This window comes from Pseudarthrobacter sp. Hb11 (assembly GCF_059383655.1).
In genome coordinates this window covers 134,100-153,592 of sequence record NZ_JBWZCM010000006.1, presented here as the reverse complement: position 1 = coordinate 153,592, position 19,493 = coordinate 134,100, and the positions used below count along the sequence as shown (strand labels likewise).

Genomic DNA, 19,493 nt, shown 5'->3' with positions numbered 1-19,493 from the left:
CTCCATAAGCGCCGTTTTGACTGACCAAAAGGGCCGTTACGGAGCAGTCGATGAGGATACGACGGCGGCTGTCACCTCCGCGATGGCCCGTTCCTCATCAGTGGGAACCACCAGGACGGGGATGGCGGACTGAAGCGTGGAGATAACGCGCGGTTCCTTGGACCGCTCGGCGTTCAGGCCGGCGTGGAGTTGTATGCCAAGGGCGCCCAGTTTCTCGGCCACGAGCGCACGGAACTGGTGCGAGTTCTCGCCAATCCCGGCGGTGAACACAAGTGCCTTGGCCCCGCCCACGGCCACGTGGTAGCCGCCGATGTACTTGGCCAGCCGGTACGAGGTGACCTCGAGCGCGGTGGCCGCCTTGGCGTTGCCGGCCTCGGCTGCTTCCACCACCGAGCGCATGTCGTTGTTGCCGGCCAGGCCCTTCAGCCCGGATTCCCGGTTCAGCATGGTGTCGATGTCCTCCGGCGTCCAGCCGGCCCGGCCCAGGAAGACCAGGATGGAGGGGTCCAGGTCGCCGGAGCGGGTTCCCATCACCAGGCCCTCCAGCGGCGTGAATCCCATGGACGTGTCCACCGAGTGGCCGCCGCGGATTGCCGTGACGGAGGCGCCGTTGCCCAGGTGGGCGATGACGCCGTCGAATTCTTCAACGGGTAGGTCCAGCAGTGCGGCCGCCCGGCGGGTGACGTACTCATGGGACGTGCCGTGGAAGCCGTAACGGCGGATGCCGTGGTTCGTGTAGAGCTCGTCAGGGACGGCGTAGCGCCAGGCGTGTTCGGGAAGGGTGCGGTGGAACGCCGTGTCAAAAACAGCCACCTGCGGCATCTCGGGCCACTTTTTGGTGATGGCGCGGATACCCAGCACGTTGGCGGGGTTGTGCAGGGGCGCCAGCGGGTTGAGGCGCTCGATGGCACGGGTGATCTCGTTGTCGATCAGCACCGGCTCAGCGAACCGCTCGCCGCCGTGCACGACGCGGTGCCCTACCGCGGCCAATTCCAGGTCGCCGAGTTCCTGGTGGATGGCGGCGTCCACCTGCTCCAGCGCCTCGGCATGGTCCCGCGGGCCTACGATTTCGCCGTCACCGTCACCGCCGTTGCCCTGGCCGATCTTTTCGATCAGTCCCTCCGTGAGCACGCTCCCGGCAGCAACATCGCGCACCTGGTACTTGAGCGAGGACGAGCCGGAATTGATGACGAGCACGAGCATGCGGGCCTCCTGAGCCTGGCTTCTGCAGTTCAAACCACACTATAGGTTGCCCCGGTGCCGCACGGTTTCCTTGCGGAAGGGAGCGGGCTGTGCCTAGAGTCGGCGGACAGGCTGGACCACGCCCGAGAGGACATTTCCATGACGAACGAGCCCACTTCGTACGACGAAAACAAACCCACCGACACGGGATCCGGCAACACCGCTGCGCTCAAAGCCCAGGGAGGCGCAGGTTCCGGGACGAAGGACCCCACCGGAGTGGAGGGCGCGAACCCGGCCCTGGACGACACCGGAGCCTCCAAGGCCGGCGAGACAGGGGATGCCCCGGAAGCGCCGGAGAACCTGGAGGACCTCGACCTCACCCCGGAGGGCCTGTCCGACGAACCGGCCCAGCAGGAGGATCCGGACAGCCTGGCCAGGCCGGACAGCAGCGACGCCTAACTCCCAGCGGCGGCACTCACCCGGGTGCCGCCGTCGGCTGCGTCCAACGCCTCCACGGAGAGAAGGACGACGCCGAGGTCCCGGACTTTGGTGAGCAGGCCGTGCAGCGCCGCCTGGTCGGCGACGGCTCCGCTGAGCATTGTGGTGCCGTCGCTCTCGTGGGTAAGCGTGAGGTTGCCGAACCAGGCAGACCAGCGCTGGTCGAGGTGCCCGCCGATGCGGATCCCGTACCGGGTGGGGACAGTCACCTCACGGCCTCCGGTGCAACGGCCGGCCCGGCAGTGCCGGACAGCGGCAGGGCTGCCGGTGTACGCAGCCCGCTCCACAGCGAGTACCCCAGGCCCATTAGGGCGACGCCGGTGGGGATGGCAAACAGCCGTTCGCTGACCTGGGGCAGCAGCGGAATGGCGAGGGTTGCCACGGATCCGATGGCGAGCAGCGCCGCAGCCCAACGGGCCAGCACCTTAGCACGAAAGAGGGCGATGCCGAAGAGAAGTCCGCCGCCCAGGAAGGTGAGTGCCGAGGCGATGTTCAGGACCGGAAAGAGGCCGGTGTCGCCGTTCACCTGTTCCCCAAGGACCATGGCAAAGACGTCGTTGACGTAGCCGGGGTTGGTGCGGGCGAGCGTTGGAAGGACTACCGCGCCGATGACCTCGACGCTGGTCATGATGAGGTAGCCTGCGCCGAACACGAGGTACCCCACCAGGCCCAGCAATCCGGCCTGCTTAACCTGGCGCAGGTACATGCCGGTGATGCCGATCAGGGACAGCCCGCTCATCAGGACCTTGAGGGTCTGGCGGACCGTGTACTCGGTGGTGGTGGCGAACTCCGCGTCCAGGTGCGGGTGGTTGATCTGAACGGCGATGAACAGCAGGCCCGCTGCGACGGCGGACAGGCCGGCCCAGCGGGTGAGTTTGGTGGTGCTGATGGACATGTCAGGGTTCCTGTCGGTGGCTGCGGCGCTTGGGATTTCCGGCTGACGCTGCCGGATAACTCCAAGGTAGGGACCAACGGGGTGAGCAGGCATCACCCGATGATGTGACCAGCGGGGTGAACCCCGGGCCGGATCCAGCGGCCCGTTGACAGCAGCGGCGCTGGAGCAGCCGGCGCTGCAGCCGCCGGCCCTACAGCAGGCCGCGGTCGCGTGCCCGGCTTACTGCCGCCCGCCGGCTGGTCACGTCGAGCTTGGTGAAGATGTGCTTGGTGTGCGTGCGCAGCGTGTTGTGCGAAATAAACAGGGCGCGGGCGATCTCCGGCCCGTTCAGCTCGCTGTCCAGGAGCCGAAGGACCTGCAGTTCGCGTTCGCTCAGGGGGTCAACGTCCGACGGCGGGTGGTCCCGGGGGCCGGCAGGTGCCGTGGGTGGAGGGGCAGCCAGGCCGAGCAGCCGCTGGGCGCGGGCGGCAGCAACGCCGTCGTGCATTGCTCCGTGCGCTGCTTCCCGCAGCAGCTCCACCATCAGCGGGCCTTCGTCCAGGAACAGCCGCACGTACCCGTCCGGTTCCGGCGCGGCGGCCAGCGCAGCGGCGAGCGCCTCCTGCGCCTGGCGGCGATGGCCCAGCACCGCGTGTAACTGGGCCTGGAGCATGGCGATCTCCACCATGCTGCCCGCGCGGGCGGATTCGGCGGCGCCGGCAGCCATCCGGTCCAGCAGGCCAAAGGCATCTTCGACGGCGCCTTCGGTGGCATCGGCGCCCGCCAACTGTTGGGCGATCAGCAATCGCACCAGGGTGAGGTGGCTGTACTCCTTCAGGTAGCCGCCGTCGCCTGTGACAGTGATGCCATGCTCCCGTGCCCAGCCGGCCGCCTTGGACAGCTTGCCCTGGCGCACCCACATACGGGCTCTCACTGCCGGGACGGGGCGCACGTCCGGGAAGAAGCCCGGCCGGTACAGCTGCTCCGCCTGCTCCAGGTGGCTGATGGCGCCATCCGGGTCATCCTCATCCTGGGCCACCAGCGCCTTGGCCACGAACCACCGGTAGCGGCTTTCGGCCATTGGCCCCCGTTCGACGAACACCGCCGCTGCATCGAGGTGCCGCCTGGCCTCGTTTCCGTTTCCGGCCTGCCTGCTGATCTCGCTGAGGGCCACGTGCAACTCGGCGCCCGCCCGCAGCATGGAGTCGCCCCGGCGGTTGGCCTGCTGCAGCGCGTTCTCGCAGAGCCGGCGTGCCTCCCCCGGCCGGCCTGCCGCAAGCCACATGTCCGCGAGGATCACCGTGCTGCTGAACTCGTCCAACAGATTGCCGGCGGCGTGCAGGCTTGCGACCGCCTGCGTGAATATCTCCAGGGCTCCCTGCACGTCACCGTCCGCCCAGGCGGCAAGCCCAAGCAAGCCGGCAGCGGCACCACGCGCCAGGTGGTCCTCGGGGCGGGCAAGGTCGAGTGCTTGCCGGGCATAGGCCGCCGTGCCCTCGGCATCTCCCCGCGCCTGCGCCAGGGAGGCTCGGTAAGTGGCGATGGTGGCCGGCAGCGTCCTGACCTCCTGGTTCCCGGGCCCGGGAACGGATCCGGCAGGCGCCGCCCCCTCCGGGAGTCCGCGCTCCGCGGCAGCCAGCCACGGCTCCACCCCGGCCAGATCCCCGGAGGCCATCAGCATGGCGCCAAAGAAGACGCTCAGCACCGGGCTGCGCCGGATGGCGGCCTCGGGCAGCGCCTTGAGCCAGCCGAACAACACGGCGTCCTGGCGGTTGCGCCGGAGCCCGGGCACAGCGAGCTCCACCAGCTGTGCCGCGCGGTCAAAGTCCTGTCCGGCGAGGGCGTGCCGGACGGCGTCGGCTTCGTGGCCATGTGCCTCGTACCAGCGGCTCGCGCGCTGGTGCAGGGGTGGAATCTGCCCTGGCTCCTCGCTGAACAGACGCCCTCTCAGCACGTCGGCAAAGAGGTGGTGGTAGCGGTACCACTCCCGCTGGTCATCCAGTGGGATGACGAACAGATTGGCGCGCTCCAGGTTGACGAGCATCGCACTGCCGCCTTCATGACCTGTCACGGCATCGCAGAGCGGCCCGGTAAGCCGGTCGAGGATCGCTGTGTGCTGCAGGAAACTGCGGACGTCGTCCGGCTGGTGCTCCAGCACCTCGTCCACCAGGTAGTCCACGACGTACCGGTCGTCCCCGGCGAAGCGTTCAACAAAGCCGGCGGCGTCCTCCCGGTCCCGGTCCCGGAGCGAGAGTGCGGCCAGCTGAAGTGCCGCGATCCATCCCTCGGTCCGCTGTTCAAGCGTGGAAACCTGCGCCGCGGCCAGTTCCAGCCCTGCCACGTCGCTGAGGTAGGCCGCCGCCTCCTCAGGAGTGAACCGCAAGTCAGCGGCGCGGATTTCCACCAGGCCCCTCTTCACCCGCCAGCGGGACAGGGGCAGGCCAGGGTCGGAGCGGGTGCTCACCACAACATGGACGTGCTGCGGCAGGTGCTCCAGGAAGTAGGTCATCCCGGCGCCCGTCTCCGGGTTGTCCACCGTGTGATAGTCGTCCAGTACCAGCCAGACGTCGTGGGGCACGGCCGAGAGGTCGTTCACCAGGGCGGTGAGGACAAGCTCGGTAGCAAGGGGCGGAGAAGCGATAAGCTCCAAGGCGGTCCGCCCCACACCGGGCACAGCGGCTTGGAGTGACGTAACGACGTAACCCCAAAATGCGGCCGGTTCGCTCTCTCCCGCGTCCAGGGAAAGCCAGGCAACGGAGCGGTCATTGCCGGCTGTGGTGGCAATCCAGTCGGCAAGGAGGGCTGTCTTCCCGAATCCTGCCGGAGCGGACACAAGTGTCAGGCCGGAATCGGCGCCACTGCGCAGCTTTTCCCGCAGCCTCGGCCGGGCCACAAAACCGCGCCTCGGCGCGGGGACGTACAGTTTCGTCGCGAGGAACGCACGGTCCATGTTATCACCCTAGGCGACGACGGCACCCAAGCCTGCTGCCGCCGTCGTCCGTCCTCCCTGAGCCTTGCGGCGACGGGGAGCGTCAGGCCTGCGCCTGGATGGCGGTGATGGCCACGGTGTTCACGATGTCCTCCACGGTGCAGCCGCGGGAGAGGTCGTTGACCGGCTTCCGCAGCCCCTGCAGGACCGGCCCGACGGCGACTGCACCGGAGCTCTGCTGCACCGCCTTGTACGTGTTGTTGCCGGTGTTGAGGTCCGGGAAGATGAACACGGTGGCCTGCCCGGCCACAGAAGAGCCCGGCATTTTGGACTCGGCGATCGAGGCGTCCACAGCGGCGTCGTACTGGATGGGGCCCTCGACGGCGAGGTCCGGGCGGCGCTCGCGCACCAACTCGGTGGCCTGCCGCACCTCGTCCACCGCCTCCCCCGAGCCCGAGCCGCCGGTGGAGTAGGACAGCATGGCCACCCGCGGCTCCACGCCGAACTGAGCAGCGGTCTCGGCGGAGGCCAGCGCGATGTCCGCCAGCTGTTCCACGTTCGGGTCCGGGTTCACTGCGCAGTCGCCGTAGACCAGCACCCGGTCCGGCATCAGCATCAGGAATACCGAGGACACGATCTTCACGCCTTCCCGGGTCTTCACGAACTCCAGCGCCGGCCGGATGGTGTGGGCGGTGGTGTGGGCGGCACCGGACACCATCCCGTCCACCACGCCGAGCTGGACCATCATGGTGCCGAAGTAGCTGACATCCTGCATGATCTCCAAGGCTTTGGGCACGTCAACACCCTTGTGCGCCCGCAGCTCTGCGTACTGCTCGGCGAACTTCTGCCGCAGGTCCGAAGTGGCGGGATCCACGATGTTGATCCCGGAGAGATCGATGCCGCGGGTGGCAGCAAGCTCGCGGATGTCCGTTTCCGGTCCGAGGACGGTCAGGTCGCAGACGTCGCGGCGGTACAGGATTTCCGCGGCGCGGAGGATCCGTACATCCGTCCCCTCGGGGAGGACCACGTGGCGGCGCTGGCCGCGGGCCCGCTCGATGAGGTCGTGCAGGAAACGCAGCGGAGTCATCCGTTCAGCCCGCGGCAGGTGCAGCCGCTCCACCAGCTCGGCCTCATCCACGGTGCGGGACCAGAGCCCAAGCGCCGAGGCCACCTTGCGGCGGTGCCCGGACCAGATCTCGCTCCGGACCTCGGAGACGCGGCGGGCAGTGGTGTAGGTGTCATCCGTGGCGGCAAACACCGGGAACGGCGCCTGCGCCAGGAGCGGGTAGATGTTGGCGTCCGGTGCCAGCCCGCCAGTGAGGATGAGCGCTGAAGCCACGGGAAACTCTGGCGAGAAGGAGGATGCCAGGCACGCGACCATCACGTCGGCGCGGTCCCCGGGCACGATCACCAGGGCGCCCTCGTCCAGCACATTCAGGAAGTTGCCCACGTTCATGGCCGCCACCTTGATGTCCTTCACGTCCCGCTCCATGTCCGCCCGGCCCGCAATCTGCCGCACCCCCAGCGCCGCAGCCACTTCGCCGGTGGTGGGGCGGGCAATCTCTTCCAGCTCGGGCAGGACATACACGGGGCGCTTGGAGGCGCCGGGCTTCACGGCGGCGGAGATTGCCTCGACGTCCTCCGGATCTGCGCGGTTCACCATGATGGCCAGCAGCGCGCATTTCTCGGCGGCGAGCTCCTTGCGGGCAACCTCGACGGCGGCCGCCGCCTCCGCCACGGTCCGCCCCTTGGCGCCCACCACGGCCACTACGAGGGCGGCCAGGTTGTTGGCCAGGCGGGCGTTGAGGTCGAATTCGACGGCGGCATCCTGGCCGGTCAGGTCCGTGCCCTCCACAATCACCACGTCGCAGTGGCGGGAAATGTCGGCGAAGATCTCCACACAGCGGGAATCAATCTCCTCGCGGTTTCCTTCGGCGAGCAGGGACCGGACCTCCTCGTGGGTGAGGCCGCCGCGGCACCGCTCATCCTCCAGGGCGAACCTTGACTTCATCAGCGCCACCATGGGATCGTCCTTGGCCGTGGGCCCGGTGACTACGGGTTTGAAAAAGCCGATCCTGTCCGCGTGGCGGTGCAGGGTGTCCGCCAAACCCAGGGCCACAAGGGACTTGCCCGATCCGGGAGTGGTTGCGCTGACGTAGATGCTTTTGGCCATGGTCCGCCCTTTTGCTGGTCTGCTGGTGCCGGTCCTCCATCCTTGCACTTCCCGCCCCGCGAGATGGCACTTCGCGGCAATGTCCGGCCGCGGGACTGCCGTGAAATGCCATCTCGCGGGAAGGAGATGCCCTTGACACCGGACCCCCTCATGGGATTACCTAATGAACATTCGGTAAATAAAGCTGGAGGCAATGACGCATGGCTGAAACAACAGTGTCCGGGGCCATCCACCCCATCCTGGAAAACGACTACGCCTCCATCTGGATGGGAATCGAAGTCCTCGCCGTCAGCGACGGGCACGCCACCATCCGGATGACCCTCCGCCAGGAAATGCTCAACGGCTTCGGCATGGCGCACGGCGGAATGATCTTCGCCTTCGCGGATTCCGCCTTCGCCATGGCCTGCAACCCGGTCCACCCGGCACCCGGCGAGGAGAACAACATCACCGTAGCCGCCGGCGTCGACATCAACTTCCTCAAGCCCGCCTACCGCGGCCAGGTGATCACCGCCGTCGCCGACCGCCGTTCCAGCGCTGGACGCAGCGGACTGTACGACATCCAGATTTTCGCTGCCGACGCCGGCTCCCAGGCCCCTGGCGAACTCATCGCCGAGTTCCGCGGACGCAGCCGGACCATTCCCAAGAAGTAGGACAACCATGACCCTCCACGCCCCCGAAACCCCCACCTCCGCCGGCACCACCGCACCCGACGTCGCACTGGACCGCGAAGAAACCATCTCCCGCGACGAACTCGAGGCGCTGCAACTCAGCCGCCTGCAGCACACCGTGGCCTACGCCTATGAGCGCGTGCCCCTGTACAAGCGCAAGTTCGACGACGCCGGAATCCACCCCAGCGACCTGCGCGAGCTCACCGACCTGGGCAACTTCCCGTTCACCACCAAGGACGACCTGCGGGCGGAATACCCGTTCGGCATGTTCGCCGTGCCGCAGAGCGAAGTAGCCCGCGTGCACGCCAGCTCAGGCACCACGGGCCGGCCCACCGTCGTCGGCTACACCAAGCAGGACCTGGCCGACTGGGCCAAACTTGTGGCGCGCAGCTTCCGCGCCTCCGGCATTCGGCCCGGCATGAAGGTCCACAACGCCTACGGCTATGGGCTGTTCACCGGCGGCCTGGGCGCCCACGCCGGCGCCGAAGCCCTCGGCTGCACGGTTATCCCGATGTCCGGCGGGCAGACCGAACGGCAGATCCAGCTGATCCAGGACTTCAAGCCTGATGCCATCCTGGCCACCCCCACTTACCTGCTGACCATCGCCGACGCCATGGCGCACATGGGCATCGACCCCGCCTCCACCTCCCTGAAATTCGCGGTGCTGGGCGCGGAGCCATGGACCCAGGAGATGCGGCACGAACTCGAAGTCACCATGAACATCAAGGCCTGCGACATTTACGGCCTCTCCGAGGTGATGGGCCCGGGCGTCGCCGGTGAGGCCGTGGAGACCCAGGACGGCAGCCACATCTGGGAGGACCACTTCCGCCCCGAAATCATCGACGCCTTCAACCCCGTGGTGGGTAAGGAGAACGTCCTGCGCGACGGCGAACACGGCGAACTCGTCTTCACGTCCCTTACCAAGGAAGCGCTGCCCATCATCCGGTACCGCACCAAGGACCTCACCCGGCTCCTGCCCGGCACGGCCCGCCCCGCGCACCGCCGGATGGGCCGCATCACCGGCCGCAGCGATGACATGATCATCCTGCGCGGCGTAAACCTCTTCCCGTCCCAGATCGAGGAGATCGCCCTCCGCATCCCCGAGCTCAGCCCGCACTTCCAGCTCGAACTCACCCGCCCCGAGGGCCAGCGGATGGATCAGCTGACCGTCCGGATCGAACGCCGGGATGCTGTGACCTCCGAGCAGAGCACGACGGCGGCGCGCACCTTGAAGGAGCAGATTAAGATCCATGTGGGTTCTTCGTGCTCGGTGGACGTGGTGGAGCCAGGTTCGCTCGAACGGTCCAACGGCAAGTTGCGCCGGATCTACGACCTGCGGCCGAAGGGCTAGCAGCATCAGCCCACGCAGACTGACTGACCGTTCATGAGAAACTAGGCACCATGCCCAGCACCACTGAAACAGCCACTTCCGCCGCCGGCGCCAAGCGCGGCCGGCCCGGATACGACCAGCAGTCGGTGCTGCGCATCGCCGTCGACGTCTTCAACCGGCACGGCTACGACGCAACATCCATGGGCATCCTGGCGGACAACCTGGGCATTTCGAAGTCCGCCATCTACCACCACGTGCCGTCCAAGGGCGACCTCCTCAAGCTCGCCCTGGACCACGCACTCGGAGGCCTCGAAGCCATCCTTGAAGCGCCCGAGGCCACCTCCGGCGCAGCCGATGCCCGGCTCGAGTTCGTGCTCCGGCAGACCGTGGCCGTGCTGGTGGACCGCCTGCCGTTCGTCACGCTGCTCCTGCGGCTGCGGGGCAATACCGAGATTGAACGGGACGCCCTGGAACGGCGCCGCACCTTTGACCACAAGGTGGCCGGGCTGATCTCCAACGCCCGGGACGAGGGCTCGCTCCGCCAGGACATTGATCCCCGGACCGTCACCCGGCTCCTTTTCGGCATGATCAACTCGATCGTGGAATGGTACAAGCCGGGCGGCTCCCTCTCGCCTGAGAGGCTTGCCGACGACGTCATCACCATGGCGTTCGACGGGCTTCACTCCCAGCCCTAAGCCCCTCCCGGGACCAAAATACTAAGCGTGCTTGGTATTTCCATTGCTCCCCGGCTACGGTGATAGGACCAGCCAGCATCCGCAGGAGGTCGACCATGAGCACCACCATCAGCCAGGGCTTTTGCCGTCCGCTCCGTGCGCACGCAGCAGCAGGCGTGGTGCTGGCGGTGTGCCTGGCCCTCACAGGTTGCACCGGCTCACCCACTCCACCGGCGCCGGGCGAAACCACCGCGCGGACAAACGGCAACGCGTCGCCGGGCGCCACTGGTTCACCCGGCGCTGGCAACTCCGCTCCGGCCCCTGACGCGGCCGGCGGCATCCCCAATCTGGTGGCGAACCTTTCCCCGTCCGTGGTGACCATCTTCACCAAAGGCGGCGGGCTGGGAAGCGGCGTGGTCTATTCGGAGGACGGCCTCATCCTCACCAACGAGCATGTGATCAGGGGCAACACCACGGTGGAGGTGGGCTTCGCCGACGGCCAGCGGGTGGAGGGTACAGTGCGGGCCACCGATCCTGTCACGGACCTGGCCCTGGTCCAGGCCAAACGCACCGGCCTGCCCAAGCCCGCCTACCAGACCACCCTGCCCCGCGTGGGAGAGGGTGCCCTGGTGCTGGGTTCCCCGCTGGGCTTCGAGAATACTGCCACCGCTGGCATCATCTCCGGACTCCACCGCTCCATCCCGGGTTCCGCCTCCAACAGCCTCTCCCTGGTGGACCTGATCCAGACTGACGCGCCCATCAGCCCCGGCAACTCCGGGGGTGCGGTCATCAACATGAGGGGCGAGATCATCGGCATCAGCGAGGCGTACATCCCGCCGTCTGCCGGAGCCGTCTCGCTGGGCTTCGCCATACCTGCCGCAACCGCCGTGGAGGTGGCAGAGGAACTGCTGGCGGACGGCACCGCCGAGCACGCCTACCTGGGCCTCACTCCGTCCCAGCTGACACCGCAGATCGCGGACCAATTGGGCATCGACGCGACCACCGGCGTCGTAGTTTTGTCCGTTGACGAGGACGGGCCCGCCGGACGTGCAGGAATCCGCCCCGGCGATGTCCTGGAGTCCATGGAAGGGGTGGAGCTCAACGCACCGGAGAAGCTCCTTACTGAACTCCGGAACCGCAACCCCGGCGATACCGTCGGCTTCAAAGTCCGGCGGGATAACCAGACGCTGGACATCAAAGCGGACCTCACGAACCGACCAACACAGTAGTACCCGAGAGAAAGGTTAGACAATGAGCCCCAAGGAAGAACCGAACGCCGGATTCATCACACCGGATCCCTCCAAAGTCCGCGAGGACATCCCCGGCGACGCCGGAGACGAGGCCAACGCGATCCGCTTCAGCGAGGAGCAGGCACTGATCGAAGAACAGGCCAAGGGCATCCGCCCGGACACCTACAGCGTTCCCGCCGGCGGCCCCACCATGGACGAGGCCCGCGGCAACATGGACCTTTCAGACCAGACCGGGGCAGCGCCGTCGGACGACAGCAGCGACGACGGGCTGCACAACGGCGCCGAATCCTGACACTTCTGGCGTAAAACGGGCCTGAAACGACGGTAGGGGCGTCCCGGTTGATCCGGGGCACCCCTACCGCTTTCGGCGGGTCCTGGAGTTCGTACCCGGCCGCCCAGACCCAAACGCCCGCCCACCTTCGCCAGGAAAGGTGAGCGGGGGTTGGGGCTACTTTGCTACCAGGGTGAGGACGTCATAGGTGGCAACGATCTCATCGTTCTGGTTGGTCAGCACGGCGTCCCAGGCCACCTCGCCGTACTCGTCGGTTTCGCGCGGGGTGATCTTCTTGGCGGTCAGGGTCACCCGGATCGAGTCGCCTCCCGCCACCGGAGTGATGAAGCGCAGGTTTTCCAGCCCGGAGTTGGCCAGGACCGGGCCCGGGGCGGGCTCCACAAACAGGCCCGCCGCCCAGCTGAGCAGCAGGTAGCCGTGCGCCACGATGCCCGGGAAGAACGGGTTGGCTTCCGCGGCTTCCTGGTTGGTGTGGGCGTAGAACTTGTCCCCGGTGGAGTTGGCGAACGCGGAAATGTCCTCCAGCATGACCTGCCGCAGCTCGGACCGGACGGCGTCGCCGATCCGCAGCGTCGCCAGGGACTTTTGGAACGGATGCGTGCCCTCGGTTTCAAGGGTGAAGTTGCGGTCCGCGCCGGCATGCCAGACGCCGGTGACGGCGGTCAGCATGTTGGGCGAGCCCTGGATCGCGGTGCGCTGCATGTGGTGCATCACCGAGCGGATGCCGCCCAGTTCCTCGCCGCCGCCTGCCCGGCCGGGGCCGCCGTGGACCAGGTGCGGCACGGGCGAGCCGTGCCCGGTGGAGCTGCGGGCGTCCTCGCGGTTGAGCATCAGGACGCGGCCGTGGTGGGCGGCGATCCCGGTGACGAGTTCCCGCGCGATGGCGGGATCGTTGGTGCACACCGAGGCGACCAGCGAGCCGCTGCCGCGGGCGGCGAGGCGGACGGCGTCGGGAATGTCCCTGTACCCGATGACCGACGAAACGGGGCCGAACGCCTCCAGCGAGTGGACTTCCTCCGCCTCGGGGTCCTGCCATTTGAGCAGAACGGGGGCCATGAAGGCGCCGCCATCCACAACCCCAGTGGATCCGTCGGCAGAGGTGACCGACGGCGAATCGAGCGTTCCGTACGCAAGCTCACCGCCGGCGTCGAGCATTGACTGGACGGCAGCACGCACGTCCTCAAGCTGCTCCACCGACGCGAGCGCGCCCATGGTGACGCCCTCCGCCCGCGGATCCCCGAGGACGATCCGTTCGGAGATGCGCTTGCCGATGGCAGCAGAGACCGCGGGAACGAGCTCCTGGGGGACGATGGCGCGCCGGATGGCGGTGCACTTCTGCCCTGCTTTGGCCGTCATCTCAGTAACGACGGACTTGACGAAGGCGTCGAATTCCGGCGTGCCCTCCACCGCGTCCGGGCCCAGGATGGCGGCGTTCAGGGAGTCAGTTTCGGAGGTGAAGCGGACGCCGCCCTGGACAACGTTGGGATGGGACTTCAGGGAGAGCGCAGTGGTGGCAGAGCCCGTGAAGGCGACCAGGTCGCGGTAGTCGAGCACGTCCAGCAGCCCGCGGACGGAGCCGGAAATCAGTTGCAGCGAGCCCTTGGGCAGAATATTTGATTCAACAATCGCCTTGACCACGGCGGCCGCCACGTACCCGGTGGGAGTGGCCGGCTTGACGATGGTGGGAACCCCGGCGATGAAGGCCGGGGCGAACTTCTCCAGCATGCCCCATACCGGGAAGTTGAAGGCGTTGATCTGCACGGCAACGCCCGGAATGCGGGTGTAGATGTGTTCGCCGGCGAAGGATCCGTCCTTGGACAGCACCTCCATGGGTCCGTCCATCACCACCTGCGAGTTGGGCAGTTCGCGCCGGCCCTTGGAGCCGAACGTGAAGAGGACGCCGATGCCGCCGTCGATGTCAATCATGGAGTCCACTTTGGTGGCGCCGGTCTGGGCAGAGAAGGAGTAGAAGTGTTCGCGCCGGGCGTGGAGGTACTGCGCCAACTCCTTGAGCTTGAGGGAACGCTGGTGGAAGGTCAGCTGGCCGAGTTCCGCCTGGCCAGTGGTGCGGCCGTAGTCGACGACCGCTGAAAGATCCAGCCCCTCCGTGCTCACCTTGGCCAGGATCTCCCCGGTGCTCGCGTCACGCACGGGGACAGCGGAACCCGTGGAACCGTCGTCGGGCGTCCACCATGCATCCATGATGAAGCTGGGCACTGTCTCCACGGTGTCGACCGTGGCCTGGGGAGCTGTGGCAGTGGTGGTCATCGTTGACGGGTCCTTCCAACATGGGACATACAAAGGCGGCCAGTGATTACTGACCGTCCGTTCGGTAATATATTCACCATACATGAAAGGCCGCGGTGCAGACTAGAAGGCCGGGCTTGAAAAAGCCACCCGGAAATGGTCACCCAGAAGGAGAACTTATGAGCGCCCCGTCCCCAAAGGATGCAGCTGTGGAGAACCACCCGGATGCGCACGAACTGTGGAAGATCACCCTCGGTGAGCTCGACGAGAAGATGGGCGTGAAGATCCTGGAGGAGTCGGTGGAGCGTGTGGTGGCCACCATGCCTGTGGAGGGGAACAGGCAGTCCTTCGGGTTGCTGCACGGCGGAGCGTCGCTTGCCGTGGGCGAAGCAGTCGGGTCCTGGGCGGCCGTGATCCACGCGAGCACCTTGGGCAAGACGGCGGTGGGTGTGGACGTCTCGGCCACCCACCACCGCTCCGCGCGCGAGGGCCAGGTGACCATCACCGCGACACCCATCCACCTGGGCGGCACCCTCACCACGCACGAGGTGATCATCACTAATGAAACAGGCCAGCGGCTTTGCACCATGCGCATCACCAACCTGCTGATGCGGCGCCACAAATAACGCGTTGCCCTATCAGATAAGGCTCTTATCGCCCGCTTTTGGCGACGATAACTGATAGCTCATTCGGTGGTGCTGTGCTGCCTCTGGCGGCGGACCAGCATCATCAGCAGCCCGCCGGCGGCAATGGCTGCTGCGGCAGCGCCTGCCGCCGGGACGAGCGCGGCGGCTCCGGTGTTGGCCAGGTCAGCGGGAGGCGCGGCGTCCGTAGGGGTTACGACGACGGCGGTTGTGCCGTCAGTGGGAGCTGGCGCTGCGGGCGGGGCTGGGGCAGCCGGGGCAGGGGCTGGTGCCGGAGCGGCCGGTGCAGGTGCCGGAGCTGAGGCTGGAAGGCCTGATTCAACGGGGGAAGGCTCCTCTGAAGCAGTCCCAGTGGGCTCCGGTTCAGCTGAGGAAGCTTGTCTGAGCTCAAAGCTGCTGGTTCCGGAAGTGCTGAATCCGTTAACCGTTTCGGCCGTAAACCGGAGCGTTCCTTCGCCTTGGGGGGCGGGAAAGCTCCAGCTGCCGTCTGCGCTCAGGGGGACTTTGAAAGGTTCCTGCCCCTGGAGCGTGATACGGACTTCCGACCCGGCAGCAACCGCAGATGCCGGTGCGGCTGGAACGTTCCCGCTGATTTCCTGCCCCGGCTCGAATGGTGCTCCCGCTGCCGGGGTCGAAACCACAGGCTTATTGAGGAAGAGCTCGAGCTGGTATCCGGGCAACACCTTCATGCTCTCCTGGAGGGTCGCGGCAACGGCGAAATTGATCACGTTGCCATCCTCATCTGGAGTATCCCCGGCAGCGTGGGTTCCCACGGCGTAGTTTCCACTGACGTAGGGCCCGCCGGAATCGCCACCGCTGGACTGGACACCGTACGAGAGGAACCCACGGAAGGCTCGCACATCGTTAGGGTCTGCAGCATAAGCGGGTCCTCCGACCAGGAAAATCCCAACGGCATCGACCTTGCCGCAGGACCAGCCCGAGGTCCTGCCCGAACGGCAGACCTGCGTCCCCACTACAGGTTCGGCCGTGCCGATGATCTTGACGTCAGGTTCCGGCTGCGAGGCGTCGCCCCAGGTGCTGGCTGCCGGGAGCGGGTCCACGCCGGAGCGGAGGGACCCAACCACCGCAATATCGGTTCCTACGTTGCCGGGGTCAGTGACCGCCATGTGGTCCGGGCCCGCTGCGGTGTTGGGGTCCAGCACCCTTGAATTACCCGGACCGCCAAACTGGCTGAAGCCAAACCTGCCCAGCAGCCCGACCGGCACGCCTTGAAGCGTCAGGTCAGCCGTTTTGGCTGCACCGTCAGAAGCACAATGGCCCGCCGTGAGGACCGCAGGCAGCCCTGCAGGGTCAAAGGCAGAGAAACCCGTGGAGCAGATCCAACCGGTGTCGGTGATGTAGCCGACTCCCCCGGGAACGTCCTCTTCGGGCACGAGCGGAGCGCCGCCGTCGAGCTCCACGTTGGCGTAACGGGACACGAACTCAGCCGCCGACTTCTTGCCGGAACCGGCCGGGGCAGTGACGTCCACTGCGGCACTGGTATCAACCGGGCCAGCAGCCGGATCGGCCGACGACTCCGGTGCGTTGAGGGTGCCAGTCCGGATGACGAACTTCCCACCGGAGGTCACCACGGCCTGCAGGCCGTTCAAACCCACTTCGCGGACGTAGGCCTGGAACAGCTGCTCCGTGCTGATGGCCAACTCGGTGCCCTGGGGTTCCGCAGCGGCCGCTTCTGAGGGTCCGGCTATGCGCCGTTGAGCGGGGTCCTCCACCGCCAGGTTCGGGATGCTGCCGGCGAGCACGGCCACTTCCGCCAGCAACTCCGCGCCGGAACCGGACACAACGATCCGTCCGTCCTGGAGCCGTGTCCCCGAGTAGCCCGGGACGTCCCGCAACAAAGCGACAGCCTTCGCCGCCTGGTTACCCAGCTCCCCCGCTGCAATGAATTCGGCCGGAGTCATCCCAAGGTCCCGCACCACCGCGTCGTCAAGGGCAGCCGCGGAGAGGCCATCCGTGGCCACGCCGGAAGCTTCCGGCACAGGTTCATCCGCCGCCCAGACCGGGCCTGCTGCATAGGCAGAGGACGCCAGGACTCCCGCAGCCGCTCCAGTGGCGAGGAAACGCCGCACCTTGGCCCCCTTCATCGGGACACCCCGGCTCCACAGAGGGCCAGCACCGCGCCCAGCTCGCCAGGCGTGACGCCGTTCCGCAGCAAAAAAGCACGCGTATCCAGGCTCCGCACAAAGTCCACCACCGCGACTCCGCGCTGCTCAAGCAGCGGCGCCAGCTCGGTTTCCTCAACATAGCGTTCCCGGGCGTGCGGCGGACCGTGGGTGCGGTAGCGTTCGTTGATGCCGCGGGCTGCGCGCCGATAGCTGTCGGCGATCTCCTGGTCCGAGTCCCCCGCAAGGTCCTGGACCATTGCTGCCACCATTCCGCTGCGGTCGCGGCCGGCGGCACAGTGCAGCACCACGTCGCCGCGGCTCGCCGCTGCCGAAAGCTGACGAAAGACGCCCGCCAGCTTTTCCGGAAAGAGCCGGGCGTTGTCTGCACAGTAGGCGGGATCGTTGAGGTAGGGCCCGGACAGTTTTACGAAGCGCGGATCGCCCGGCACCTCGGTAGGCGCAGTAACGATTGTGATTCCGGCCAAGGCTGTGTCCGCCACCAGCGGGTCACTGTCCCGGCGCCCCGCCTCGGCAGCGTTACGGATGTCAATCACGGTGCGGACGCCGTCGTCGTGCGCCTGCCGCCAACCCGCTTCGGTCAGCCACTCCCGCCGCCCCATCCGGTAAACACCACCGGCCACGTGCCAAGCGTTGACAGCACCATCCCAGTCCATGGACCCGTCCGCTCTGTTCATCCGGACAGCTAACCACACTGGCCACAGGAGCCGCACGTCGCTTAGGGGACATTTTGGTGAAATTGGATAGCCGGGCCCCGTGACGGCCGGGGACTGCCGGCGTACGGTGACACCTACATGCCTTCTGTCCATCGTTCAAAGGAGAGCCCTGATGGGAACAGCAAAAGTACGACGGCGGCACTCGGCCTTCGCGGCCAGCCTCGCCGGCGTTGTTATGGCCGCGGGCTTGGCCATGGTCCCGGCGCAGGCTGCAGAGAAGACCAAGTACATCGCCCTGGGTGACTCCTTCGCCGCCGGGCAGGGGGCGGGCCCGTACCTCGACGGGTGTTACCGGAGCGAAAATGCCTACTCCGAGCTCGCGGATGAAGCCGCAGCCATCAACCTCGTCACGAACGCGGCCTGTAGCGGCAAAACAACCTCGGACGTTGTCAACCACCAGCTCCGCAAGCTGAACAAGAGCACCGAGCTCGTAACCATTACCGCCGGCGGCAACAACATCGGCTTCGGCAACATCATCGTTTCTTGCGGCGCAGCATTGGCGGGTGGCACGCCAGGTACGGGATGTGGAACTTCGATCACCTTCGCCACATCCCAAATCTCCGGCGGCCAGTTGTACCGTGATGTTGTCGCGATGATCGAGCACGTGCAAGCCGCAGCGCCTAACGCCAGGATCGTCGTGACCGGCTACCCCTACCTCCTGGACCCGATCCCCGCAGGCCAAACCGACCCGCGGTCCCTGTTCATCTACCAGGCCACTCAACTGTCCGACGGACTGAACGCAACCATCGCCAAGGCCGCCTACAGCACCGGAGCCACATTCATCGACGTGCGGCCCGCTTTCCTCGGCCATGGCGCCATGTCGCGGGACCCCTGGATCAACCTGATCCTTGGCGGCCCGACCGACCCTGTCAGTCCGGATAACTTCCACCCGAACGCAGCAGGCTATGAGGCGTACTTCGCCGCACTAAGGGCTGCCCGCGTCTTCCAGCCCGCCCTACCCCCGCCGGGCCAGCCGGTACTCGAGCCCGGCACGGACCATGGGCCATTCGTGTTCGAGGATGGAAAACACCACAGTGTCGCGCAGGATGCCGTCCCGCGTCCTTGAGTGGTTGCGGAGCACGCCATCCTGCTTGGCGCCCAGCCGCGCGATGGCCTCGCGCGACTGGTGGTTGAGCCAGTGCGTCCGGAACTCCACGGCCGGGCAGCCCAGAACTTCGAACGCGTGCTGCAGGAGCAGCAGCTTGGAGTCCGGATTCGTCCCCGTTCCCTGCACTGAAGCGGCATTCCAGGTGGAGCCGATCTCCACCCGGGGAGTGCCGGCGTCGGCATTCATATAGGTGGTCATCCCGATGATCCTGCCCGGGCCGCCGGTGGCGGGGTCGATCAGCCGGGTGGTGAACGGCAGCATCGAACCCTGCTCCTGCAGGGTGAGCCGCCGCTGGATTTCGGTTTCCATTTCGTCAGGAGCCGGCACCGACGTGTACCAGAGGCGCCACAACTCACCGTCGCGCGCAGCATGGACCAGGCCGTCGTGATGCTCCTGATTCAGCGGCTCCAGGGTTACATACCGGCCGGTCAGGGTAAGGGGTTCAAGGAAGGTCACCGCACCAGCCTAGGTCCAACCATCGGGACCGGTACGCTGGAAAAGCACCAGGACCGCGAGCAAGGGAGTTAACGTGTCAGGAAATAATCCGGATCCGGAGGACGACAAGATTACAGGCTTGGAGCCGGGAGGCGGAGTGCCGCCGGGCGAAACGCCTCCGGGTGAAGCCTCCACAGCCGGGCCCCAGGGCCATGATGAGCACGGCACCAAGAAGAGCACGCAGTTCTTGGTGATCGCAGCTATCGCGGTGGTGGTCCTGCTGTGCCTCCTGTACTTCATCGGCTACATTGTGGGCTTCTTCGACTAGC

Annotated in this window: 18 protein-coding genes; 9 read left to right on the top strand and 9 right to left on the bottom strand. The window is 66.8% G+C overall.

The genetic code is table 11. The annotated features are described in order from the left end of the window. Positions 1-36 precede the first annotated feature (36 nt). Positions 37-1,203: an acetate kinase gene (locus AC50X7_RS11350; RefSeq protein WP_494979090.1), complete on the bottom strand. Its 1,167-nt coding sequence runs from the start codon at positions 1,201-1,203 to the stop codon at positions 37-39. Between the two features lie 138 nt (positions 1,204-1,341). Between AC50X7_RS11350 and AC50X7_RS11345 the strand changes: the two genes are divergently transcribed. Next, a complete protein-coding gene (locus tag AC50X7_RS11345) occupies positions 1,342-1,641 on the top strand; it encodes a hypothetical protein (RefSeq protein WP_494979089.1) in 300 nt (99 codons plus the stop codon). On the opposite strand, the gene AC50X7_RS11340 is transcribed toward AC50X7_RS11345, so the two are convergent. The 4 genes from AC50X7_RS11340 to pta all read right to left on the bottom strand — a co-directional run bounded on the left by AC50X7_RS11340 (position 1,638) and on the right by pta (position 7,656). After that, complete coding sequence (locus tag AC50X7_RS11340; protein WP_494979088.1) at positions 1,638-1,889, bottom strand: DUF8691 family protein; 252 nt, start codon at positions 1,887-1,889, stop codon at positions 1,638-1,640. The two genes, AC50X7_RS11345 and AC50X7_RS11340, sit on opposite strands and share 4 nt — an antisense overlap. Continuing rightward, on the bottom strand, positions 1,886-2,575 hold the full coding sequence (locus AC50X7_RS11335) for a hypothetical protein (protein WP_494979087.1): 690 nt from the start codon (positions 2,573-2,575) through the stop codon (positions 1,886-1,888). The genes AC50X7_RS11340 and AC50X7_RS11335 overlap by 4 nt, the downstream gene beginning before the upstream one ends. 190 nt (positions 2,576-2,765) lie before the next feature. Further along, entirely contained in the window at positions 2,766-5,504 is a 2,739-nt protein-coding gene (locus AC50X7_RS11330) for a winged helix-turn-helix domain-containing protein (RefSeq protein ID WP_494979086.1), read from the bottom strand. 82 nt (positions 5,505-5,586) lie between these two features. Beyond that, entirely contained in the window at positions 5,587-7,656 is a 2,070-nt protein-coding gene (pta, locus tag AC50X7_RS11325) for a phosphate acetyltransferase (RefSeq protein WP_494979085.1), read from the bottom strand. Positions 7,657-7,856: 200 nt separating this feature from the next. Here pta and AC50X7_RS11320 point away from each other — a divergent pair, with 200 nt between their 5' ends. The 5 genes from AC50X7_RS11320 (at position 7,857) to AC50X7_RS11300 (ending at position 11,870) form a co-directional block, all read left to right on the top strand. Next, on the top strand, positions 7,857-8,306 hold the full coding sequence (locus AC50X7_RS11320; RefSeq protein WP_494979084.1) for a hotdog fold thioesterase: 450 nt from the start codon (positions 7,857-7,859) through the stop codon (positions 8,304-8,306). Between the two features lie 7 nt (positions 8,307-8,313). Further along, positions 8,314-9,675 (top strand): phenylacetate--CoA ligase PaaK, encoded by a 1,362-nt coding sequence (paaK, locus tag AC50X7_RS11315; protein WP_494979083.1) that lies wholly within the window; start codon positions 8,314-8,316, stop codon positions 9,673-9,675. A gap of 50 nt (positions 9,676-9,725) precedes the next feature. Next, positions 9,726-10,349 carry a TetR/AcrR family transcriptional regulator gene (locus AC50X7_RS11310; protein WP_494979082.1) on the top strand — a complete coding sequence of 208 codons (624 nt, stop codon included), beginning with the start codon at positions 9,726-9,728 and terminating at the stop codon, positions 10,347-10,349. Between the two features lie 95 nt (positions 10,350-10,444). After that, on the top strand, positions 10,445-11,557 hold the full coding sequence (locus AC50X7_RS11305; protein WP_494979081.1) for a S1C family serine protease: 1,113 nt from the start codon (positions 10,445-10,447) through the stop codon (positions 11,555-11,557). 22 nt (positions 11,558-11,579) lie between these two features. Further along, on the top strand, positions 11,580-11,870 hold the full coding sequence (locus AC50X7_RS11300) for a hypothetical protein (protein ID WP_307094042.1): 291 nt from the start codon (positions 11,580-11,582) through the stop codon (positions 11,868-11,870). A 156-nt stretch (positions 11,871-12,026) separates the two neighbouring features. Here the strand turns inward: AC50X7_RS11300 and paaZ are convergent, their stop codons facing one another. Further along, positions 12,027-14,138 carry a phenylacetic acid degradation bifunctional protein PaaZ gene (paaZ, locus tag AC50X7_RS11295; protein WP_494979080.1) on the bottom strand — a complete coding sequence of 704 codons (2,112 nt, stop codon included), beginning with the start codon at positions 14,136-14,138 and terminating at the stop codon, positions 12,027-12,029. Between the two features lie 158 nt (positions 14,139-14,296). Here paaZ and AC50X7_RS11290 point away from each other — a divergent pair, with 158 nt between their 5' ends. Next, positions 14,297-14,743: a PaaI family thioesterase gene (locus AC50X7_RS11290; RefSeq protein ID WP_494979079.1), complete on the top strand. Its 447-nt coding sequence runs from the start codon at positions 14,297-14,299 to the stop codon at positions 14,741-14,743. 59 nt (positions 14,744-14,802) lie between these two features. On the opposite strand, the gene AC50X7_RS11285 is transcribed toward AC50X7_RS11290, so the two are convergent. Together AC50X7_RS11285 and AC50X7_RS11280 are read right to left on the bottom strand one after the other, a co-directional pair. Further along, complete coding sequence (locus AC50X7_RS11285; RefSeq protein ID WP_494979078.1) at positions 14,803-16,851, bottom strand: S1 family peptidase; 2,049 nt, start codon at positions 16,849-16,851, stop codon at positions 14,803-14,805. 11 nt (positions 16,852-16,862) lie between these two features. Next, positions 16,863-17,582, bottom strand: coding sequence for a tyrosine-protein phosphatase (locus AC50X7_RS11280; RefSeq protein WP_494979077.1), 720 nt, complete (start codon positions 17,580-17,582; stop codon positions 16,863-16,865). 151 nt (positions 17,583-17,733) lie between these two features. On the opposite strand from AC50X7_RS11280, the gene AC50X7_RS11275 reads away from it, so the two are divergent. Beyond that, complete coding sequence (locus AC50X7_RS11275) at positions 17,734-18,687, top strand: SGNH/GDSL hydrolase family protein (RefSeq protein WP_494979076.1); 954 nt, start codon at positions 17,734-17,736, stop codon at positions 18,685-18,687. Here the strand turns inward: AC50X7_RS11275 and AC50X7_RS11270 are convergent. Then, positions 18,577-19,185 carry a GNAT family N-acetyltransferase gene (locus AC50X7_RS11270; protein ID WP_494979075.1) on the bottom strand — a complete coding sequence of 203 codons (609 nt, stop codon included), beginning with the start codon at positions 19,183-19,185 and terminating at the stop codon, positions 18,577-18,579. The two genes, AC50X7_RS11275 and AC50X7_RS11270, sit on opposite strands and share 111 nt — an antisense overlap. 73 nt (positions 19,186-19,258) lie before the next feature. On the opposite strand from AC50X7_RS11270, the gene AC50X7_RS11265 reads away from it, so the two are divergent. Then, positions 19,259-19,492 (top strand): DUF6480 family protein, encoded by a 234-nt coding sequence (locus tag AC50X7_RS11265; protein WP_494979074.1) that lies wholly within the window; start codon positions 19,259-19,261, stop codon positions 19,490-19,492. Position 19,493: the final 1 nt, after the last annotated feature.

Excerpts from the sequence above, each read along its gene's own strand:
- AC50X7_RS11350 (WP_494979090.1), bottom strand. The coding sequence starts at position 1,203 with ATGCTCGTGCTCGTCATCAATTCCGGCTCGTCCTCGCTCAAGTACCAG.
- AC50X7_RS11345 (WP_494979089.1), top strand. The coding sequence starts at position 1,342 with ATGACGAACGAGCCCACTTCGTACGACGAAAACAAACCCACCGACACG.
- AC50X7_RS11335 (WP_494979087.1), bottom strand. The coding sequence starts at position 2,575 with ATGTCCATCAGCACCACCAAACTCACCCGCTGGGCCGGCCTGTCCGCC.
- AC50X7_RS11330 (WP_494979086.1), bottom strand. The coding sequence starts at position 5,504 with ATGGACCGTGCGTTCCTCGCGACGAAACTGTACGTCCCCGCGCCGAGG.
- pta (WP_494979085.1), bottom strand. The coding sequence starts at position 7,656 with ATGGCCAAAAGCATCTACGTCAGCGCAACCACTCCCGGATCGGGCAAG.
- AC50X7_RS11320 (WP_494979084.1), top strand. The coding sequence starts at position 7,857 with ATGGCTGAAACAACAGTGTCCGGGGCCATCCACCCCATCCTGGAAAAC.
- paaK (WP_494979083.1), top strand. The coding sequence starts at position 8,314 with ATGACCCTCCACGCCCCCGAAACCCCCACCTCCGCCGGCACCACCGCA.
- AC50X7_RS11310 (WP_494979082.1), top strand. The coding sequence starts at position 9,726 with ATGCCCAGCACCACTGAAACAGCCACTTCCGCCGCCGGCGCCAAGCGC.
- AC50X7_RS11305 (WP_494979081.1), top strand. The coding sequence starts at position 10,445 with ATGAGCACCACCATCAGCCAGGGCTTTTGCCGTCCGCTCCGTGCGCAC.
- AC50X7_RS11300 (WP_307094042.1), top strand. The coding sequence starts at position 11,580 with ATGAGCCCCAAGGAAGAACCGAACGCCGGATTCATCACACCGGATCCC.
- paaZ (WP_494979080.1), bottom strand. The coding sequence starts at position 14,138 with ATGACCACCACTGCCACAGCTCCCCAGGCCACGGTCGACACCGTGGAG.
- AC50X7_RS11290 (WP_494979079.1), top strand. The coding sequence starts at position 14,297 with ATGAGCGCCCCGTCCCCAAAGGATGCAGCTGTGGAGAACCACCCGGAT.
- AC50X7_RS11280 (WP_494979077.1), bottom strand. The coding sequence starts at position 17,582 with ATGAACAGAGCGGACGGGTCCATGGACTGGGATGGTGCTGTCAACGCT.
- AC50X7_RS11275 (WP_494979076.1), top strand. The coding sequence starts at position 17,734 with ATGGGAACAGCAAAAGTACGACGGCGGCACTCGGCCTTCGCGGCCAGC.